Raw genomic sequence first — 18,455 nt, 5'->3', positions numbered from 1 at the left:
AAACAACAGGTCTTATTTTTGCGTTACATGTTGAATCCAATCGGAAACGGAAGCGTATTCTTTGTTATATTCCTTAAGCTTTTGCAGGATTTCCCAGCCCTTGCCAACAAGGGTAATTCCCTTTTCATGCACGATAACCTTCATCCCATACCCCTCCATTTAAAGTATGATAAAATGTATGACGAGAACTAATTGGAAAGAACAGGAGAGACAGTAATGACTAAACTCGAAGAAAAAACGCTCCATAGCGAAGAAATTTTTTCAGGAAAAATAATCAGCCTCCATCTGCAGGATGTTGAATTGCCGAATGGTAAACAGGCGAAACGTGAAATTATAAAACATCCTGGTGCTGTCGCCATATTAGCTATTACGGATGACAACAAAGTGGTAATGGTTGAACAATACCGCAAAGCGTTAGAAAGAATAATTGTAGAAATACCGGCAGGAAAACTTGAAAAAGGCGAAGAACCGGCACTTTGCGCGCGCCGCGAATTAGAGGAAGAAACGGGTTATGAATGTGAAAGTCTGGAACTACTTACTTCATTTTATACTTCACCCGGATTCGCCGACGAGATCGTCCATGTCTATTTAGCAAAAGGACTTACCAAAAAGGAAAATGCTGCTGCTCTTGACGAAGATGAGTTTGTCAATCTTGAGGAATTAACGCTTGAAGAAGCGGAACAATATGTAAAGGAACAAAAGATTTATGATGCAAAAACAATATTTGCTGTTCAATACTTACAATTACAAGAGGCGTTGAAAAATAAATGAATCGCTACTATGTAGACTTACATATTCATATCGGCCGGACATGGACTGGAAAGCCGGTCAAAATCACCGGGGCCAAAACATTAACGTTTACGAATATTATTGAACATGCGCGCCATGAAAAAGGGCTCAATATGGTTGGAATCATTGACAGTCATTCTCCTGAAGTCATTCAAGAAATGGAAAGCCTGATTGAAAGTGGAGAAGTCTTTGAACATCCGGAAGGCGGGTTAGTCTTTGGCGATTTAACTGTGATCCCCGGTTCGGAATTGGAGATATATGATGAAGGGTGTAACGGCCCGATTCACTTACTGTGTTATTTCCCGAATCTTTCAGTGATGAGGGATTTCTCCATGTGGCTTTCGGGGCATTTGAAAAATATTCAATTAAGTTCTCAACGAATTTACGTCACTGGTCGTGTCCTGCAAAAAAAAGTAAAGGAATTAGGCGGTATTTTTATACCGGCCCATGTGTTTACACCCTTTAAAAGCTTATATGGTAAAGGGGTTAACAAGTCATTAACAGAGGTATTAGATCCAGAGTTGATAGATGGGATTGAACTAGGATTAAGCTCTAATACCGAAATGGCAGACCAGATAAAAGAGTTACACCAATATACCTTTGTAACCAACTCTGATGCCCACTCGCTGGCGAAAATTGCCCGTGAATACCAAGTAATTGCGATGGAACAACCCACGTTTTTAGAATTGCAAAGGGCGTTAAAGGGTGAAGACGACCGAAAAATTATCGCCAATTATGGCCTTGATCCATATCTCGGAAAATACCACAAAACAGTGTGTGCGGAATGTCATAATCCCGCCACTGATGATGACCAAATATGCACGCTTTGCGGAAGCAAAAAGATTATTAAAGGGGTAGCAGACAGAATTCTCGAACTGAAGACAGCTGAAAAGCGACGGGAAGACCGGCCCCCATACGTCCATCAAGTACCGCTTGAATTCATTCCAGGACTCGGACCAAAGTTACTTGAAAAGCTTGTCAACCACTTTGGCAGTGAAATGGCCATTTTACATGAGGTTCCATATGAGGCACTACATGAGGTGGTCCCGCCCAAAATTGCTGACCTTATCATGAAAGCACGCGAAGGCAAAGTGAATTTAGCTGCAGGCGGCGGTGGTAAATACGGAAAAATCGCCGATTAAAAGAATAGAACGAAAACGAACCCGATAGCCTCAGGCTATCGGGTTTTTAGATACTCTATTAAATAAAATTTGGTCATAGAAAAACTAGATCGGCATAGAATGTAATAACTTACCTTGAGAATTATAGGAGGAAAAGCAGATGAAAAAACGATTGTACCAGTCCGATGCCGCTACTTATTTCCGTGAGCATTCCTCAATTTTCCTATTTATTGTCGTCTTATTTTTAATGGGGGTAATCTTCGGGGCTATCGTTGTCAATAGCATGAGCATTACTCAGAAAGAAGATTTATTCTACTATCTGTCTCAATTTTTTGGCCAAGTTTCTGACGGTAAAGTGGCAGAAGACAACGACTTATTTTTGCAAAGCCTTTTCCATAACAGTAAGTTTATCGGCCTTATGTGGATCCTTGGGATATCGATTATCGGCCTGCCAGTAATCCTTATCCTCTTGTTTATAAAGGGGATGGTGGTTGGATTTACAGTTGGCTTTCTTGTTAGCCAGATGGGATGGAAAGGCTTCATGCTAGCCTTGGTATCGATTTTGCCCCAAAATGTGATTATCATCCCTGTGTTCATTTTGATGGCCGCATTCTCAGTAATATTCTCATTAAGAATGATTAGAAAGCAATTTATGAAAAAATACTCCCAGCCTATTATACCGTTTTTTAAAGGATATATTTTTGCTTTGATGGCCGCAGTTATTTTTATCTCTGTGGCATCTGGGATTGAAGCCTACTTATCACCATGGTTAATGAAGACTATCATTAGTTCTACTAGTTTATAATAGTTATTAAATAATATAAATTATATATTCTTGTTTATAATAATTTTATTTTGAATCTCTTTTGTCATCTGTTATAATGAGAATTAACAGTGGCGAGGGAGGGCCTTCAAGATGGAAACTAGAATTGATAGAATTAAGAAACAGTTGCATTCTGCAAGCTATAAATTAACGCCCCAGCGTGAAGCAACTGTTCGAGTTTTGCTAGAAAATGAAGAGGATCATTTAAGTGCAGAAGATGTGTACCTCCTCGTAAAAGAAAAATCGCCTGAGATTGGTTTAGCAACTGTTTATCGGACCTTAGAATTGCTAACAGAATTAAAAATTGTCGATAAAATAAACTTTGGTGACGGAGTATCCCGCTACGATCTACGCCAGGAGGGGGCAGCTCATTTTCATCATCATCTTGTTTGTATTGAATGTGGTGCTGTTGATGAAATCCAGGAAGATTTACTCGAAGACGTAGAAGAGGTTGTCGAGCGCAGATGGAATTTTAAAATCAAAGACCATCGCCTTACCTTCCACGGAATCTGTTACCGATGCCAAGATAAAGTGAAAGAAGAAGAGAAAGCTGAATAATAAGAATAAGGTCCTTTTAATCGAAAGGACTTTTTTTCATTCCTGGCCACATGGGTGACGCATTGATTCGGTAACAAATAAATCCCTCCATTTCCGATTTACAGGTATAAAACTTGTACAATTAGGCATACCTTTTACTAGATAATCGCAAATGGGGGAAGAAGGATGATTTCTTTTATTAAAATGGCGCTGCAAACGGTAAAGGTTTTTATCCTATTCACCGGGTGCACGATTCTCTTTTATTATGGTATCATGTGGGTATCCGAAGAATACCAAAATTATCATCGCTATGATGAACCAGAAGGTGCTGCATTAAGAGTTTCAACGGCAGTGAGTGAAAAAAGTTCATCCATGTTGGATCGGCTGATGTTGTTTTATTTAAATGGGGAGTAAAAGTAATGGAAGAACAGTTAAAAGCTTTTATAAATTACTTGAATGTAGAAAAAGGGTTGGCTAAGAATACAATTGTTTCATATGAACGTGATTTAAAAAGCTATCTTCAATATCTAAAAGAAGTGGAGTCCATTCAAGCTTTAAATGAGGTACAACGTGTCCATATCATTCATTTTTTAAGCTTTTTAAAGGATCATGGGAAGTCAGCAAAAACACTTGCAAGACATATTGCCTCTGTTCGCTCTTTCCATCAATTTTTATTAAGGGATAAGGCAACAGACCAAGACCCAACCGTTCTAATTGAGTCACCAAAGCTTGAAAGGACGCTTCCAAAGGTATTAAGTTTAACCGAGGTTGAGATTCTGTTGAATGCACCAGATCCACATGACCACTTTGGAATAAGGGACAAGGCTATGCTAGAGCTTCTATACGCAACCGGTATTCGTGTAAGTGAGCTAATTGGCCTTGATATGGAAGACATCCATCTGACTATGGGATTCGTTCGTTGTATGGGGAAAGGTAATAAAGAGCGAATTATTCCAATTGGAAGAACTGCAGCGGAGGCAATTAAGCAATATTTTGAAAATGGAAGACCTCATTTTGTTACCATAAAACACCGTGATGATGCCTTGTTTTTAAATCATCAAGGTCATCGATTAACAAGACAAGGGTTTTGGAAGATCTTAAAAAGACTAGCAAAAGAAGCCGGAATAGAAAAAGAGCTTACACCTCATACCCTTCGCCATTCGTTTGCCACACATTTACTGGAAAATGGTGCAGACTTAAGAGCCGTTCAAGAGATGTTAGGACATGCAGATATTTCCACTACACAAATATATACAAGTGTTACAAAGACAAGATTAAAGGATGTATATAGTAAGTTTCATCCGCGAGCATGATAGACTGCTAGTTTGAGTAAAGTGAAATTTCCATCAGTTACGTTCCCCACCCGCTAATATGGATCAAAAGTGTCAAAAAGTTGCCGAAATTTTGGGCAGCTTTTTTCTTGTAATTTTTAAATCTTTTAGTACAATATAGATGTCAGACTTCTGACGAATAAAATTGAATAGGTTTCATATTCTTTAAAAAAATGGGAAACATAGCAGTGTTACTTTTATGTTTGCAAACGGTTTCTATCGAAAGAAGGAGGAAGAATCTATGTCTCTAACTACATATAAACGTATTTTTATCATTGTAATGGATTCGGTTGGTATTGGTGAGGCACCCGATGCAGAAAAATTTGGTGACAAAGGTGCCGATACTTATGGACATATTGCGGAAAAAATGAACGGACTTACCATGCCAAATATGGCAAAGTTAGGTCTCAGTAATATTCGTGAAATTAAGGGGATTGAAAAAGCAGAAAAACCGCTAGCATTTTATACAAAAATGATGGAGGCCTCTAATGGGAAGGATACGATGACAGGGCACTGGGAAATCATGGGTCTTAATATACAGACTCCCTTCCGCGTTTTCCCAGAAGGGTTTCCTGATGAACTTTTATCTGAATTAGAAAAAAGGACTGGTCGAAAAATTATTGGCAATAAGCCTGCAAGTGGAACAGAGATTCTTGTTGAGCTTGGCGAAGAGCACATGAAAACGGGCGCATTGATCGTCTATACTTCCGCCGACTCGGTCCTTCAAATTGCTGCTCATGAGGAGATCGTCCCTCTTGAAGAGCTATATACTATTTGCAAAATTGCACGTGAGTTGACACTTGATGAAAAATATATGGTAGGTCGCATTATTGCCCGGCCATTTTTGGGCGAACCAGGAAACTTTAAACGGACACCAAATCGACACGATTATGCTTTAAAACCATTTGACCGTACGGTGATGAGTGAATTAAAAGACTCCGGCTTTGATGTTATTGCCATCGGAAAGATTTCTGATATTTATGATGGGGAAGGTGTAACTCAATCGCTTAGAACAGTTTCCAATATGGATGGCATGGATAAACTTGTCGAAACCTTTGATATGGATTTTACAGGAATTAGTTTTGTGAATTTGGTAGATTTTGATGCGTTATACGGCCATCGCCGTGACCCTGAAGGCTATGGGAAAGCACTGGAGGAATATGATGCGCGTTTGCCAGAAGTGTTTGCAAAAATGAAGGAAGATGACCTGTTAATGATTACAGCTGACCACGGAAATGATCCTGTTGCTCCAGGTACAGACCATACAAGGGAATATGTACCACTACTTGTTTACTCAAAAAGTATGGCAGAAGGAAAGGAACTTCCTTTACGGGAAACATTTGCTGACTTAGGAGCAACTGTTGCTGACAACTTTAAAGTGAAAATGCCTACCTATGGTAAAAGCTTTTTAAATGAATTGGAATAAGGAAGGAGAAAAAGGATGAACTTTGAGAATATCCAAAATGCAGCTAGCTTTTTAAAAGAAAAATATCCAAATACACCAAGAATAGGTCTTATTTTAGGTTCTGGATTAGGGGTTCTAGCAGATGAAATTACAACCCCTGTAAAAATACCATACAATGAAATTCCAGATTTTCCAGTATCAACAGTTGAAGGTCATGCCGGACAACTCGTATTTGGATTACTGAATGGTATCGAGGTTGTCGCCATGCAAGGCCGGTTTCATTTTTATGAAGGCTACAGCATGGACAAGGTGACATTCCCAGTTCGTGTCATGAAAGAACTTGGCGTTGAAATGTTAATCGTCACCAACGCTGCAGGTGGAGTAAATGAAAGCTTCTCTGCCGGAGATTTAATGATTATTACCGATCATATTAATAATATGGGGACTAATCCGTTAATTGGACCTAATGACTCTAATCTTGGTGTTCGTTTTCCTGATATGTCTGAGGCATATTCAAAAGAATTGCGTGCGGTTGCAAAGGAGGTTTCAGGCCGCTTAAACATCAAGGTTAAAGAGGGTGTTTATTTTGGAAATCCAGGGCCAGTTTATGAAACCCCAGCGGAAATTCGAATGGTTCGGGTAATGGGGGGGATGCGGTCGGCATGTCTACCGTACCTGAGGTCATTGTTGCCCGCCACAGTGGGATGAAGGTTTTGGGTATTTCATGTATTTCGAATATGGCTGCCGGCATCCTTGATCAACCGTTAACACATGATGAGGTAATTGAAACGACTGAAAGAGTGAAAGCTGATTTCCTTGCCTATGTAAAAGAAATTGTAAAAAATATCGCAAAATAAATGACCAATTTAATGAAGTGGTGATAAAAATGAGAATGGTTGACCTAATTGAGAAAAAAAGAGATGGACATGAACTATCAACAGAAGAAATAAACTTTATTATTAATGGATACACTGACGGTTCTATACCAGATTATCAGGTAAGTGCCTTAACAATGGCTATTTACTTTATGGGAATGACGGAAAAGGAAAGAGCCGATTTAACGATGGCAATGGTTGAATCGGGAGATCAAATTGATTTGTCGCAAATCGAAGGAATTAAAGTGGATAAACATTCTACTGGAGGCGTAGGTGACACAACCACACTCGTTCTTGGGCCGCTTGTTGCTGCACTGGGCGTCCCTGTTGCCAAAATGTCTGGCCGCGGCTTAGGTCATACAGGCGGTACGATTGATAAATTAGAGGCGGTTAAAGGCTTCCATGTTGAAATTGAAAATGATGAATTTATGGATCTTGTTAATAAAAACAAGATTGCCGTTATTGGGCAAAGCGGTAATTTAACACCTGCTGATAAAAAGCTATATGCGTTAAGAGATGTAACGGCTACCGTTGATAGTATTCCGCTCATCGCTAGCTCCATCATGAGTAAAAAGATTGCTGCCGGTGCGGATGCGATTGTTCTTGATGTTAAGACAGGTGCTGGTGCCTTCATGAAAACACTGGACGACTCACGTGAATTAGCTAAGGCAATGGTTCGGATCGGGAATAATGTGGGCAGAAGAACAATGGCTGTTATTTCCGATATGAGTCAGCCCCTGGGATTTGCTATTGGAAACGCACTTGAGGTAAAGGAAGCGATTGATACCCTAAAAGGGGAAGGTCCTGAAGATTTAACAGAGCTTTGTTTAACCCTTGGAAGTCATATGGTCTACTTAGCGAAAAAAGCTGATTCATTAACAGAAGCCCGTACCATGCTGGAAAATGTGATTAAAGATGGTTCTGCACTTGAAAAATTAAAAGTATTTTTAAGCTCTCAAGGCGGGGATGCTTCCATTGTCGAAGATCCATCTAAAATGCCGCAAGCAAAATATATTATTGAACTTGAAGCAAAAGAGGACGGCTATGTAGCTGAAATTGTGGCCGATGAGGTTGGGACGGCAGCCATGTTGTTAGGAGCAGGAAGAGCAACAAAAGAATCCGTAATTGACCTAGCGGTAGGCCTTGTATTAAGAAAGAAAATCGGAGACCAAGTGAAAAAAGGCGAATCAATTGTAACCATATACAGCAACTTTGAAAATGTTGAAGAAGTAAAAGAAAAACTATATCAAAATATTAGGATTTCAACAGCCAAAATAGATGCACCAATCCTCATTCACGAAGAAATAACACAATAAACACAATAGAAAAATGGTAAAGGGTGACAGGCACCATGTGAAAAATTCACATGGTGCCTGTCACCCTATTTTTTATTAACTTCAGAGGAAATTATTGTATAAGATTATTATTTTTGGAAAAAATGGAGGCTATACAGAATGGAGGGTTATGCAAATGAAACGATTTGTTACTTTATTAGTGACATCTTTATTACTTACAAGTTTATGGAGTCCATCTGCTTTTGCTGCTGAGGAAAAAAAGGGTACGGATATCGTCAGCAATGTTAAATCCGCTATTTTAATTGAACGTGATACGGGTACAGTGCTTTATGAGAAAAATAGTAATGAGGAGCTGCCGCCAGCGAGCATGACTAAAATCATGACGATGCTCTTAATAATGGAGGCATTGGATCAAGGAAAGCTAACATGGGATGAAAAGGTCCGTGCCAGCGAATATGCAGCCTCAATGGGCGGCTCACAAATATTTCTTGAGCCAGGCGAAGAAATGACAACGAAAGAAATGTTAAGAGGAATTGCGATTGGTTCTGGAAATGATGCTTCTGTTGCCATGGCCGAAAAAATTGCAGGTTCCGAAGAAGCCTTTGTTGATATGATGAACGAGAAGGCAAAAGAACTAGGTTTAAAGCATACGATCTTCAAAAATACGACCGGACTTCCTGTGAGTGGGCATTATAGCACAGCGGCGGATATGGCTGTGATGGCAAAAGAGCTTCTGAAATATGAGGACATTACCAAATTCACAGGTATGTATGAAGCATATCTTCGTGAAAATACAGATAAAAAATTCTGGCTTGTCAATACAAATAAACTAGTCCGATTCTACCCTGGTGTAGATGGTCTAAAAACGGGCTTTACCGCAGAAGCAAAATACTGCTTAACGGCAACAGCACAAAAAGATGGCATGCGTGTCATTGCTGTTGTTTTTGGAGCTCCGACCTCAAAGGAACGAAATGCGCAAGTAACCAAAATGCTCAATTATGCCTTTGCCCAATATCAAACACATCCCATGTTTAAGCGGAATCAATCAATTGGTCAAGCAAAAATAAGTAAAGGGAAAGAAAAGTCAGTCAGGGCTGTGACAAGTGAACCACTTTCATTGTTAACCAAAAAAGGTGAAAAGACTGAGGATGTGAAACAAAAAATTGTCTTCCAGAAAAATCTAAATGCTCCGATTAAGAAGGGTGACAAAGTTGGCTCGATTAAGCTCATTAAGGACGGAAAAGTCATTCTTGAAAGCCCATTAGTAGCAGATAAGGATATAAAAGAAGCCGGATGGTGGACATTATATAAACGATCATTTGGGATGTTTACCAAGGCAGGTAAGTAAACAGTCGCAGCATGTCGAAACCTAAACGATCACGACTATTTTTAGCGAAATAAGACTAGTTTTGTATTGGTAGAAGGATATTACCGTTTGCTAAGCGAATTGACTCACTATACCAGATTAAGGAGGCCGGGGATAGTGAGTCTTATTATTGATATAGAAACTAAACATGATGTCTTATGTATTCGCTTAAGTGGTGAGTTAGATCACCATACAGCGGATGAACTCCGCGAGAAAGCGACAGCGGTCATTGAAAAAAATAATATACGTCATATTGTCTTGAATCTAGAACACCTTTCTTTCATGGATAGCTCTGGATTAGGGGTTATTTTAGGAAGATATAAACAAATAAAACAAGTGCACGGTGAAATGGTTGTTTGTGCAATTTCCCCTGCAATACAAAGACTATTCGATTTGTCAGGTCTATTTAAAATTATTAAAATGGAGCCGACTGAGGAATTTGCATTGCAAAGATTGGGGGTGGCCTGAATGAAGAATGAAATGAACCTTCAATTCAGTGCATTAAGTCAAAATGAGTCGTTTGCCCGTGTAACTGTTGCTGCCTTTATTGCCCAGCTTGATCCGACAATGGATGAGTTGACAGAAATAAAAACAGTTGTTTCAGAAGCCGTGACCAATGCGATTATTCATGGTTATGAAAATGATCCAAATGGAATGGTGCACATTCATGTTTCCATTGAGGATACTTTGATTGAAATGACCGTTAAGGATGATGGTTTTGGTATTAAAGATGTGGAGGAAGCTCGTCAGCCATTATTTACAACGAAGCCGGATTTAGAACGGTCCGGTATGGGATTCACCATCATGGAAAATTTCATGGATGAGGTAGAGGTTCATACACAGCCAGGTCGAGGAACCGAGGTTAGATTACGGAAGCATTTAAATTCCAGCAAAATGCTTTGCAATTAAGGAGACTTGCCAATGGATGTGGAGGTCAAGAACGAAAAAAGTCAAACGTATTTAAAGGATCATGAAGTGAAAGAGCTCATTAAAAAGAGCCAAGAGGGAGACCAAAAAGCAAGAGATTTAATTGTTGAAAAAAATATGCGGCTCGTCTGGTCTGTAGTCCAACGGTTTCTTAATAGGGGTTATGACCCGGATGACTTGTTCCAAATTGGCTGCATCGGATTATTAAAATCAGTTGATAAGTTTGACCTTTCATATGATGTTAAGTTTTCCACCTATGCTGTACCGATGATCATTGGTGAAATTCAACGATTTATTCGTGATGATGGAACCGTAAAGGTAAGCCGATCACTGAAAGAAATGGGCAATAAAATCCGAAAAGCAAAGGATGAATTATCAAAGATATTGGGCAGAATTCCGACAGTCAATGAAATTTCGGTACATTTGGACCTTTCGCCTGAGGATGTAATCCTTGCTCAAGAAGCAAGCCGAACACCTTCATCCATTCATGAAACAGTTTATGAAAACGACGGGGATCCAATTACATTGCTGGATCAAATTGATGACGGGAATGAAGGTAAATGGTTTGATAAAATTGCTTTAAAAGAAGCAATCCGGGAATTGGATGAACGGGAAAGACTTATTGTTTATTTGCGTTATTATAAGGATCAAACACAATCTGAAGTAGCCCTGAGGCTGGGGATTTCCCAGGTGCAAGTATCAAGATTGGAAAAAAAGATTTTACAACAAATGAAAGACCGTATGGATCTCTAATCCATACGGTTTTTCTTTGTATTAGAATTTATATCATTCGACTTTGAGAAATGTCCAGCTCCAGCGCCCTAGCGGCTAGTGTCCTTCGCTCTCCGCCCTACGATAAGTCAACATCGAATCGCTGACGGCTCTTCGTGTTTCCTTTATCTCAGTTGGAGCGCTCCAGGCCATACGCCGCTGACCAGGGCTCTTGCGCTTTTCTAAATTTCATACATGAACCTACACCCTATTAAACATACTACATATACAAGGAAAACACTGTTTGGGAAGTGAATGTTTTGGAAAATACAGTTTACATCCGCATGCGGAATCGAGTCCAATCCGCACCGGAAGAAAAAGTTTTACTAAAGGATGTTGCCCAAATCATTGCCCCGGAAGAAATCCTAGCAAATTTAAACTCAATGATGATTCATCAATTAACTGCTAAGGACCGGAATATTGTGGTTATAGATGTGATGAAAGTCATCAAATTGATCGTTAAAACGTTTGGGGATTTGGAAGTTCAAACCATTGGTCCTGCACAAACGATTATTGAAGTAACGTTTAAAAAGAAAGGTGTTTCTATTCCTTTTTTTCTTTTAATATGGTTTCTGCTATTTTTTGGTTCAGCAATGGCAATTATGAATTTTCATGATGATGTGAGTATGAGAAGTGTGCATGAGAAAATCTATACCATCATAACGGGTGAGAAAGAAGCAAAGCCACTACTTTTTCAAATTCCTTATTCCATTGGTTTAGGTCTAGGAATGATTCTTTTCTTTAATCATGTTTTTAAGAAGAGAATCAATGAGGAACCCAGTCCACTTGAAGTAGAAATGTTTAATTATCAATTGGATTTAGATAATTATGTGATTATCCATGAAAATAAGGAAAGTATGAAAAAACTAAATGACGACGATTAAAATTTTGGCTGTTCTCTTTTTAGGTTTAGCAAGTGGATTGACGGTTGGTTCAGGTTTTGTGGCATTCCTTACAGTACTTGGGGTGATACCAAGACTGATGCAGCTAAGCAAAACAATGAAAATGATTCACCAGTATGAATGGGCTGTGGTTATTGGTGCTTTGACAGGGGTATTATCAAGCCTTAGGGATCCTGCATTACATATTTCATCGTTTTTTTTGATTCCATTAGGCATTACTGGTGGGATATTTGTAGGTATGATGGCGGCAGCACTAACTGAGGTGCTAAATGTCCTGCCAATTCTTGTGAAAAGAATCAGGCTGGATGGACAAATAATCATTTTAATCATGGCAATCGTATTCGGAAAAATATTTGGTGCTATTTTTCAATGGCTATATTTTGTTCATCATTAAAAGGGTTTGACATGAAAGGACATCAAAGTATGAGCAAACGGAGGCGCGTTATTTTAGTTACAGACGGTGATGATTATGCAAAAAGAGCTATTGAGCATGTTGCACATGAGATCGGCGGGCGATGCATTTCCAGTTCTCATGGAAATCCGACAACATTATCGGGTCCAGAAATCGTTAAATTAATTAAACAAGCGGCACATGACCCCATATTAGTAATGTTTGATGATAGCGGCATCGTGGGGGAAGGGGCAGGCGAATCCGCATTGAAATATGTTGCATTACATAAGGATATTGAAGTTCTGGGGGTCATTGCAGTTGCTGCAAAATCAAGACATGAGGAATGGTCAAGGGTCGATATAAGTATCGATCGCGATGGAGAGGTTACACCCTATGGGGTAGATAAGTTTGGTATAGCAGAACTGGAAATTGGGAGAATAAATGGAGATACCGTTTATTGTCTTGATGAATTGGATGTGCCCATTGTCGTAGGTGTTGGTGATATTGGCAAAATGGCAAGACACGATTCCTATAAAATTGGGTCACCGATCACGAAAAAAGCAGTGGAATTAATTCTTGAAAGGAGTGGTTTCCATGACGGTCAAAAATGAACAAGATTGGCCAATCCCGGAATCTGTGAATGAAATTGAAAATTATATGAAACAACGGGTGGGACTCGGGGTAAGCTTTGATATCGGGATTAGGAAGTTGAAAATTCTAAAGAAAGATGTCCATATCTATTATGTTAATGGGTTATGTGATTCACTATATATCATTCAGTTAATTGAAGAATTAGTAGAAATCAATGATCATGAAAAATTATCAACGGACATATTTAAAGTTATTGATAATAGGCTTGTTAATCAATCGGTTGAACGGGTTACAACGCTTGATAAAATTGTCGTTCAAGTTTTGTCCGGGTTAATTGCAGTAGTAATTGAGGGGGAAAATACAGCCCTTGTTATCGACGTTAGAAGCTATCCAGGGAGGTCTCCACAAGAACCTGATACTGAAAAGGTTGTTCGCGGTGCTCGTGATGGATTTGTTGAAAACATTGTGCTTAATACGGCTCTAACAAGAAGAAGAATCCGGGACGAACGATTGCGCTTTGAAATGTTTAAAGTGGGGGTTCGATCGAAAACGGATGTAGCGTTAGGTTATTTAGAAGATGTGGCAGACGCAGAATTACTAAATATTCTCAGAAAAGAACTTCAGGCTATTGATGTGGATGGCATTCCAATGGCAGATAAGACGATAGAGGAGTTTATTGTGAAACAAGGCTGGAATCCCTTTCCGTTGGTTAGATATACGGAAAGAGCAGATGTAGCTGCGGCACATATTTTAGAGGGGCATGTCATAATTTTTTGTGATACATCTCCAAGTGTCATTATTTCACCTGCTACCTATTTCCATCATGTACAGCATGCGGAGGAATTCCGGGAATCACCGGCAATGGGGACGTTTGTCCGATGGACACGGTTTTTAGGTGTCTTAGCATCGATTGCCTTACTTCCTTTATGGTTATTGTTTGTACTGGAGCCTTCCTTATTACCTGAAAAGGTATCCTTTATTGGGCCAAATGAACAAACCAATATTCCGGTAGTTGTTCAATTAATACTAGCCGATTTTGGGATTGAATTTTTAAGAATGGCAGCCATACATACCCCAACGCCATTATCAACAGCAATGGGCTTAATTGCAGCGGTATTGATTGGTCAAATTGCGATTGATGTGGGTTTATTTGTGCCGGAGGTCATTCTTTATGTTGCTGTGTCTGGGATTGGTACATTTACGACCCCAAGCTATGAGTTAGGTGTGGCCAATAAAATGGCTAGAATGGCTTTAGTGATTTTAGTAGCTATATTCCATACACCTGGCTTTATTATTGGTAGTACTTTATTATTCTTATTTGTTGTTAAAATGCGTGCCCTTAATACACCATACTTCTGGCCGTTTCTCCCGTTTGAACCAAAAGGATTTATGCAGATTGTCTTCCGAAGGGCAATTCCAGGTTCACTCTTAAGACCAAGTATCGTGCACCCTCGAAATCGTTTCCGACAGCCTCCTGGGGCGAATGAGAAATAATTGCGGTTTTTTTACAGTTATGCTAAAGTAATTTTAATTAAATAAAGGGATAAAGGATTAAAAATAGGCAGTATCTTATGGAGATTCTGTCTATTTATTTATTATAATGGTCTACATAAACTATAGTGAGTTGTGCAGGAGAGAGGGAATAGAATGTATTTTTACGGATCAACGGGTGTAAATAAAAACGGAAATTTGGAAATAGGCGGGGTGGATGCTGTTGAGTTAACACGGCAATTTGGAACGCCTCTATATGTATACGATGTTGCCTTAATGAGAGAAAGGGCGCGGGGCTTTAAAAAAACATTTGATGACCTAAATGTTAAGGCACAAGTCGCATATGCAAGTAAAGCATTTTCGACTGTTGCGATGATCCAGTTAGCAGAAGAAGAGGGATTATCACTTGATGTCGTTTCAGGCGGCGAATTGTATACCGCAATTGTAGCCGGGTTTCCGGTAGAAAGAATACATTTTCATGGAAATAATAAAAGCCGCGAAGAATTAGAAATGGCTTTAAACCAAAGAATTGGTTGTATTGTGGTAGATAATTTTACAGAATTGGAACTTTTGAAAGCACTTTGCCATGAAAAAAATGTGAAGGTCAGTATCCTCTTGAGGGTTACTCCCGGAATAGAAGCACATACCCATGACTATATTTTAACAGGTCAGGAGGATTCCAAATTTGGTTTTGACCTCCAAAACGGACAGGCAGAAGAGGCTTTAAAAGCAGCCATTCAGTTTGAATATTTTGATGTTCTTGGCCTTCATTGTCACATTGGATCTCAGATTTTTGAAACAACTGGTTTTTTACTTGCTGCAAAGAAAATTGTTGAAAAGATGGAATGCTGGAAGCATGAGTTATCCTTCGAAGCAAGGGTGTTAAATCTTGGCGGAGGCTTCGGGATCCGCTATACAAAAGAGGATGAGCCGATCCAGCCATCACAATATGTTAGTGAAATTATTACTGAAGTGAAAAGATTAACGGATCAGTACTCATTAACCATGCCGGAAATTTGGATTGAGCCTGGCCGGTCACTTGTCGGCGATGCGGGAATTACTCTTTACCAGGTGGGGTCTTCCAAAGAAGTTCCCGGTGTCAGAAAGTATCTAGCAGTTGATGGTGGAATGAGCGATAATATTCGTCCTGCACTTTATCAGGCAAAGTATGAAGCCGTTCTTGCTAATAAACCATTAGCGAAAGCAAATGAAACGGTCTCCATAGCCGGAAAATGCTGTGAATCTGGTGATATGTTAATCTGGGATTTACCACTGCCAGAAGCAGGTGAGGAGGATATCCTTGCTGTTTTCTGCACGGGTGCATACGGTTATTCTATGTCAAACAACTATAACCGAATTCCACGTCCTGCTGTTGTATTTGTTGAAAACGGGAAAGCAGCCCTAGTTGTAAAAAGAGAATCATATGAAGATTTAGTAAGATTAGATTTACCGTTAAAATAAGAAAAGGCTGTCGCAAACGCGGCAGCTTTTTTGGGTTATTTAAGAAAAAATCGATTTAATGGCGTCAATCAGCCAGATAAAAAATTGTTTAACTTTCTCTAAAAATCCTTGCCCCTTTTCAGAGTGAAGGAAGTTTGAAATCTTGTCTTTTGCTTTACTTAGCTGGTCACTAACCTGGTTCCAGTCAATGTTTAAATCCTTCAGTTTATTAAAAAAGTCAATCAGCCTTTGCATTTCAGTATCTGAAAGGGTAACATTTAAATCCTTTGCAGCTTGCACGATAATTTTCCGTAATTCTTCATCATTTTTTGGCTTGTTTTTAGCCATCTCTTCTTTAACTTTTGCAATTAAGGCTGCAGCATTTTTTTCACCAATAGAATCGCCCAGCTTGGCTGTCTCCACCATCTCTTGGTTAGCAGCCTGTTTAACTTCTTCTGGAATGGTTTTATCGGCAGAAATTTCATATGCCTTGATAATTCCTGTTAGGGCCGCAGTTCCAGATACGGCAATCGGGGCAGTAATATAGATATTTGCATCTTTAACTCCAGCAGTTATCAAGGCATTCAAATACATTTCATCGGTGACCCAGTTGATATTCTTTGTTTTTACAGTAATCCCGGAACCCTTTGGTGCGACGGTAATAGCTGAGGAAGAAATGGCCTTTGTTCCGATAAATGATTTTGCAACGTATTTGCCCAAATATTGATGTTCTTCTTGATTTGATACAGTTACAATTTGAACATCCGTTGGTGCTCCCATTTCTGCTAATAAATTATTTTTTTGCTCTGTGGTCAAATTTTCACCTAATGTGACAATCATATCTCCCTCAGCCATGTCTGCGAAACCACGGATAGGATGGAAGAATATGACCGTTAACACTAGGAGAATCATGATCTTTTTCATTGTTAGCCTCCTTGAAGTAATAACTCTAGTCAAACCTCTTTTATAATATAACCGAAACCACTAGTATAAACGTACTTTTTAATCCGGAAGTTTCATAGATTTGAAACGTTAATGGGAGAAATTGCAAAAATAACAAGATAAAATAGATTATTTTTGTTATTTGGTGTAGAATGGTGGTCAGGAATAAAGTTTTTTGGAGGAACATCTTTCATGAAAAGAAATTGGGTATTATTTGGTATCCTTATCGGTATCTCTGTCATCTGGGGATTGATCTACTGGCTATTTGTTGTACCTAATCGGTAATCTTATCCTGAAATTTGATGATTGTCTTATTTTTATGTATGATGGTGCATAGTGAAACACAATCAATTCAACTACATATAATGAATAAATGTTTAGTAATGATTATTCTGGGAAAATATTCTATTGTTAAACCAAAAATTTATCGGTTTATTTCATATAATGAGGGATCAAAATGTTAATTCGTTATAAGAAGACATTCGAAAAAATTGCTATGGGTTTATTGTCCTTTATGCCAACTGAAAAGGATTTGAAAAAACTTCAGCAAACAATAAAGGAATATGAGACAGAAGAAGAATGGCAGCTTTTTCTCTGGAAGGAAGAAGATATTATTGGACTTCTCGGTGTCCTATATCAGAAAGAGGAAAATGTCATAGTGATCCAGCATATTTCGGTTAACCCTTCTCATCGTTTTCAAGGAATTGGTAAAAAAATGGTGAAGGCTTTAAAGGAAATGTACACTGATAAAGAATTAATCTCAAACGAAAATACGGCAGCATTTATTGAAAAATGCGATGTTTGCTAACTGGGGCCTATAAAAAGGCAGAAAATAGGTTTATTTTCTGCCTTTTCGCATTCTTAAAGACTGTTCTCTCTCCGCGATTACATTAGCTCTATTACGCAACTTGTGGCGATGAATGAGACCGCTATTTGTGATATCACTATCTTTGCCCCATTGAAAGCCTTCATGTTCACAATAGCTTCCGCAAATTTTTAGAAGGTTTGAATCACAGATGGGCAAATTATAGCTATAATAGGGTGCTGCTTTTTCAATTAATGACAATCGTTCTATTAATAGCTGGTGAAGGAGTGATGGGCTTAAGCCTATTTTTAATAACTCACCAGCTTGTGTGTCTAAAATTCTTATGGCTTTTTCCAATGTTTTTTTTGCCCCATTAAAATTGCTTCTTCGGTGATGATATGTTGAAACAGCCATAAGGATTAGACCGACCCAGACGGATGACTTGTTCCTGGAATCTATCCCTTTCCAATATTCTTCAAGCACTTCATGGCACTCAAAATAATCTCGATCACCGTGAAAATGGGATAAAAATTGGATATATTCTTTTGGGTACAAGAGATCCCTCCTTTTTTGAACTATGTAAATTCTAGTTTATCATAAGTTTGCAGATTCCTTAGTAAAAAAACCCGTCAGGATTGACGGGTTTCTATGCT

At 38.9% G+C, this 18,455-nt stretch carries 21 protein-coding genes and 1 pseudogene; 19 read left to right on the top strand and 3 right to left on the bottom strand.

Annotation, left to right across the window (positions count from 1 at the left end; translation table 11 throughout):
• Positions 1-12: 12 nt before the first annotated feature.
• Positions 13-144 (bottom strand): Z-ring formation inhibitor MciZ, encoded by a 132-nt coding sequence (gene mciZ, locus RCG19_RS01785; RefSeq protein WP_308109456.1) that lies wholly within the window; start codon positions 142-144, stop codon positions 13-15.
• A 72-nt stretch (positions 145-216) separates the two neighbouring features.
• On the opposite strand from mciZ, the gene RCG19_RS01780 reads away from it, so the two are divergent.
• From RCG19_RS01780 to lysA, 18 genes and pseudogenes are all read left to right on the top strand, one after another.
• Positions 217-771: an NUDIX domain-containing protein gene (locus tag RCG19_RS01780; RefSeq protein WP_166238169.1), complete on the top strand. Its 555-nt coding sequence runs from the start codon at positions 217-219 to the stop codon at positions 769-771.
• A complete protein-coding gene (locus tag RCG19_RS01775; protein ID WP_308109454.1) occupies positions 768-1,931 on the top strand; it encodes an endonuclease Q family protein in 1,164 nt (387 codons plus the stop codon). Before RCG19_RS01780 ends, RCG19_RS01775 begins: the two co-directional genes overlap by 4 nt.
• Positions 1,932-2,070: 139 nt before the next feature.
• The gene (gene spoIIM / locus RCG19_RS01770) at positions 2,071-2,715 is read left to right on the top strand and encodes a stage II sporulation protein M (protein ID WP_308109453.1); all 645 of its coding nucleotides are present in this window, start codon (positions 2,071-2,073) and stop codon (positions 2,713-2,715) included.
• A gap of 111 nt (positions 2,716-2,826) precedes the next feature.
• Positions 2,827-3,291 (top strand): ferric iron uptake transcriptional regulator, encoded by a 465-nt coding sequence (locus RCG19_RS01765; RefSeq protein ID WP_166238163.1) that lies wholly within the window; start codon positions 2,827-2,829, stop codon positions 3,289-3,291.
• 165 nt (positions 3,292-3,456) lie between these two features.
• Positions 3,457-3,684: a YqzK family protein gene (locus RCG19_RS01760; protein WP_166238161.1), complete on the top strand. Its 228-nt coding sequence runs from the start codon at positions 3,457-3,459 to the stop codon at positions 3,682-3,684.
• A 5-nt stretch (positions 3,685-3,689) separates the two neighbouring features.
• Positions 3,690-4,583 (top strand): site-specific tyrosine recombinase XerD, encoded by an 894-nt coding sequence (xerD, locus tag RCG19_RS01755; protein ID WP_308109452.1) that lies wholly within the window; start codon positions 3,690-3,692, stop codon positions 4,581-4,583.
• A gap of 259 nt (positions 4,584-4,842) precedes the next feature.
• Positions 4,843-6,027: a phosphopentomutase gene (deoB, locus tag RCG19_RS01750; protein ID WP_308109451.1), complete on the top strand. Its 1,185-nt coding sequence runs from the start codon at positions 4,843-4,845 to the stop codon at positions 6,025-6,027.
• A gap of 15 nt (positions 6,028-6,042) precedes the next feature.
• Positions 6,043-6,863: pseudogene (locus RCG19_RS01745) on the top strand (purine-nucleoside phosphorylase).
• A gap of 29 nt (positions 6,864-6,892) precedes the next feature.
• Positions 6,893-8,197 carry a pyrimidine-nucleoside phosphorylase gene (locus RCG19_RS01740; RefSeq protein ID WP_166238153.1) on the top strand — a complete coding sequence of 435 codons (1,305 nt, stop codon included), beginning with the start codon at positions 6,893-6,895 and terminating at the stop codon, positions 8,195-8,197.
• A 154-nt stretch (positions 8,198-8,351) separates the two neighbouring features.
• A complete protein-coding gene (locus RCG19_RS01735; RefSeq protein ID WP_308109449.1) occupies positions 8,352-9,524 on the top strand; it encodes a D-alanyl-D-alanine carboxypeptidase family protein in 1,173 nt (390 codons plus the stop codon).
• Between the two features lie 135 nt (positions 9,525-9,659).
• A complete protein-coding gene (gene spoIIAA / locus RCG19_RS01730) occupies positions 9,660-10,010 on the top strand; it encodes an anti-sigma F factor antagonist (protein WP_166240963.1) in 351 nt (116 codons plus the stop codon).
• On the top strand, positions 10,011-10,451 hold the full coding sequence (gene spoIIAB / locus RCG19_RS01725) for an anti-sigma F factor (RefSeq protein ID WP_166240966.1): 441 nt from the start codon (positions 10,011-10,013) through the stop codon (positions 10,449-10,451).
• Positions 10,452-10,463: 12 nt separating this feature from the next.
• Entirely contained in the window at positions 10,464-11,222 is a 759-nt protein-coding gene (sigF, locus tag RCG19_RS01720; RefSeq protein WP_166240968.1) for an RNA polymerase sporulation sigma factor SigF, read from the top strand.
• A gap of 278 nt (positions 11,223-11,500) precedes the next feature.
• Positions 11,501-12,124, top strand: a complete 624-nt coding sequence (locus RCG19_RS01715) for a stage V sporulation protein AA (RefSeq protein WP_308109448.1) — start codon at positions 11,501-11,503, stop codon at positions 12,122-12,124.
• Positions 12,111-12,536 carry a stage V sporulation protein AB gene (locus RCG19_RS01710; protein ID WP_166240972.1) on the top strand — a complete coding sequence of 142 codons (426 nt, stop codon included), beginning with the start codon at positions 12,111-12,113 and terminating at the stop codon, positions 12,534-12,536. Before RCG19_RS01715 ends, RCG19_RS01710 begins: the two co-directional genes overlap by 14 nt.
• Before the next feature lie 29 nt (positions 12,537-12,565).
• Positions 12,566-13,144 (top strand): stage V sporulation protein SpoVABEA, encoded by a 579-nt coding sequence (locus RCG19_RS01705; RefSeq protein WP_308109446.1) that lies wholly within the window; start codon positions 12,566-12,568, stop codon positions 13,142-13,144.
• A complete protein-coding gene (locus tag RCG19_RS01700) occupies positions 13,128-14,618 on the top strand; it encodes a spore germination protein (protein ID WP_308109445.1) in 1,491 nt (496 codons plus the stop codon). The genes RCG19_RS01705 and RCG19_RS01700 overlap by 17 nt, the downstream gene beginning before the upstream one ends.
• A gap of 153 nt (positions 14,619-14,771) precedes the next feature.
• Positions 14,772-16,076: a diaminopimelate decarboxylase gene (gene lysA / locus RCG19_RS01695; protein WP_308109443.1), complete on the top strand. Its 1,305-nt coding sequence runs from the start codon at positions 14,772-14,774 to the stop codon at positions 16,074-16,076.
• A 39-nt stretch (positions 16,077-16,115) separates the two neighbouring features.
• On the opposite strand, the gene RCG19_RS01690 is transcribed toward lysA, so the two are convergent.
• Complete coding sequence (locus RCG19_RS01690; RefSeq protein ID WP_308109442.1) at positions 16,116-16,979, bottom strand: DUF1002 domain-containing protein; 864 nt, start codon at positions 16,977-16,979, stop codon at positions 16,116-16,118.
• 475 nt (positions 16,980-17,454) lie between these two features.
• On the opposite strand from RCG19_RS01690, the gene RCG19_RS01685 reads away from it, so the two are divergent.
• Positions 17,455-17,805, top strand: a complete 351-nt coding sequence (locus RCG19_RS01685; protein ID WP_166240983.1) for a GNAT family N-acetyltransferase — start codon at positions 17,455-17,457, stop codon at positions 17,803-17,805.
• 30 nt (positions 17,806-17,835) lie between these two features.
• Here RCG19_RS01685 and RCG19_RS01680 read toward each other — a convergent pair whose 3' ends face one another.
• Positions 17,836-18,357 carry a DUF309 domain-containing protein gene (locus RCG19_RS01680; protein ID WP_308109441.1) on the bottom strand — a complete coding sequence of 174 codons (522 nt, stop codon included), beginning with the start codon at positions 18,355-18,357 and terminating at the stop codon, positions 17,836-17,838.
• Between the last annotated feature and the right edge of the window lie 98 nt (positions 18,358-18,455).

This window comes from Neobacillus sp. OS1-2 (assembly GCF_030915505.1).
In the GTDB taxonomy this organism is placed as follows: Bacteria; Bacillota; Bacilli; order Bacillales; family Cytobacillaceae; genus Neobacillus.
The sequence above is the reverse complement of the archived record's forward strand: the minus strand, read 5'-3'. Positions and strand labels throughout refer to the sequence as shown.

Bases quoted from the DNA above. Each gene is read 5' to 3' on its own strand.
- mciZ (WP_308109456.1), bottom strand. From the start codon at position 144: ATGAAGGTTATCGTGCATGAAAAGGGAATTACCCTTGTTGGCAAGGGC.
- RCG19_RS01780 (WP_166238169.1), top strand. From the start codon at position 217: ATGACTAAACTCGAAGAAAAAACGCTCCATAGCGAAGAAATTTTTTCA.
- RCG19_RS01775 (WP_308109454.1), top strand. From the start codon at position 768: ATGAATCGCTACTATGTAGACTTACATATTCATATCGGCCGGACATGG.
- spoIIM (WP_308109453.1), top strand. From the start codon at position 2,071: ATGAAAAAACGATTGTACCAGTCCGATGCCGCTACTTATTTCCGTGAG.
- RCG19_RS01765 (WP_166238163.1), top strand. From the start codon at position 2,827: ATGGAAACTAGAATTGATAGAATTAAGAAACAGTTGCATTCTGCAAGC.
- RCG19_RS01760 (WP_166238161.1), top strand. From the start codon at position 3,457: ATGATTTCTTTTATTAAAATGGCGCTGCAAACGGTAAAGGTTTTTATC.
- xerD (WP_308109452.1), top strand. From the start codon at position 3,690: ATGGAAGAACAGTTAAAAGCTTTTATAAATTACTTGAATGTAGAAAAA.
- deoB (WP_308109451.1), top strand. From the start codon at position 4,843: ATGTCTCTAACTACATATAAACGTATTTTTATCATTGTAATGGATTCG.
- RCG19_RS01740 (WP_166238153.1), top strand. From the start codon at position 6,893: ATGAGAATGGTTGACCTAATTGAGAAAAAAAGAGATGGACATGAACTA.
- RCG19_RS01735 (WP_308109449.1), top strand. From the start codon at position 8,352: ATGAAACGATTTGTTACTTTATTAGTGACATCTTTATTACTTACAAGT.
- spoIIAB (WP_166240966.1), top strand. From the start codon at position 10,011: ATGAAGAATGAAATGAACCTTCAATTCAGTGCATTAAGTCAAAATGAG.
- sigF (WP_166240968.1), top strand. From the start codon at position 10,464: ATGGATGTGGAGGTCAAGAACGAAAAAAGTCAAACGTATTTAAAGGAT.
- RCG19_RS01710 (WP_166240972.1), top strand. From the start codon at position 12,111: ATGACGACGATTAAAATTTTGGCTGTTCTCTTTTTAGGTTTAGCAAGT.
- RCG19_RS01705 (WP_308109446.1), top strand. From the start codon at position 12,566: ATGAGCAAACGGAGGCGCGTTATTTTAGTTACAGACGGTGATGATTAT.
- RCG19_RS01700 (WP_308109445.1), top strand. From the start codon at position 13,128: ATGACGGTCAAAAATGAACAAGATTGGCCAATCCCGGAATCTGTGAAT.
- lysA (WP_308109443.1), top strand. From the start codon at position 14,772: ATGTATTTTTACGGATCAACGGGTGTAAATAAAAACGGAAATTTGGAA.
- RCG19_RS01690 (WP_308109442.1), bottom strand. From the start codon at position 16,979: ATGAAAAAGATCATGATTCTCCTAGTGTTAACGGTCATATTCTTCCAT.
- RCG19_RS01685 (WP_166240983.1), top strand. From the start codon at position 17,455: ATGTTAATTCGTTATAAGAAGACATTCGAAAAAATTGCTATGGGTTTA.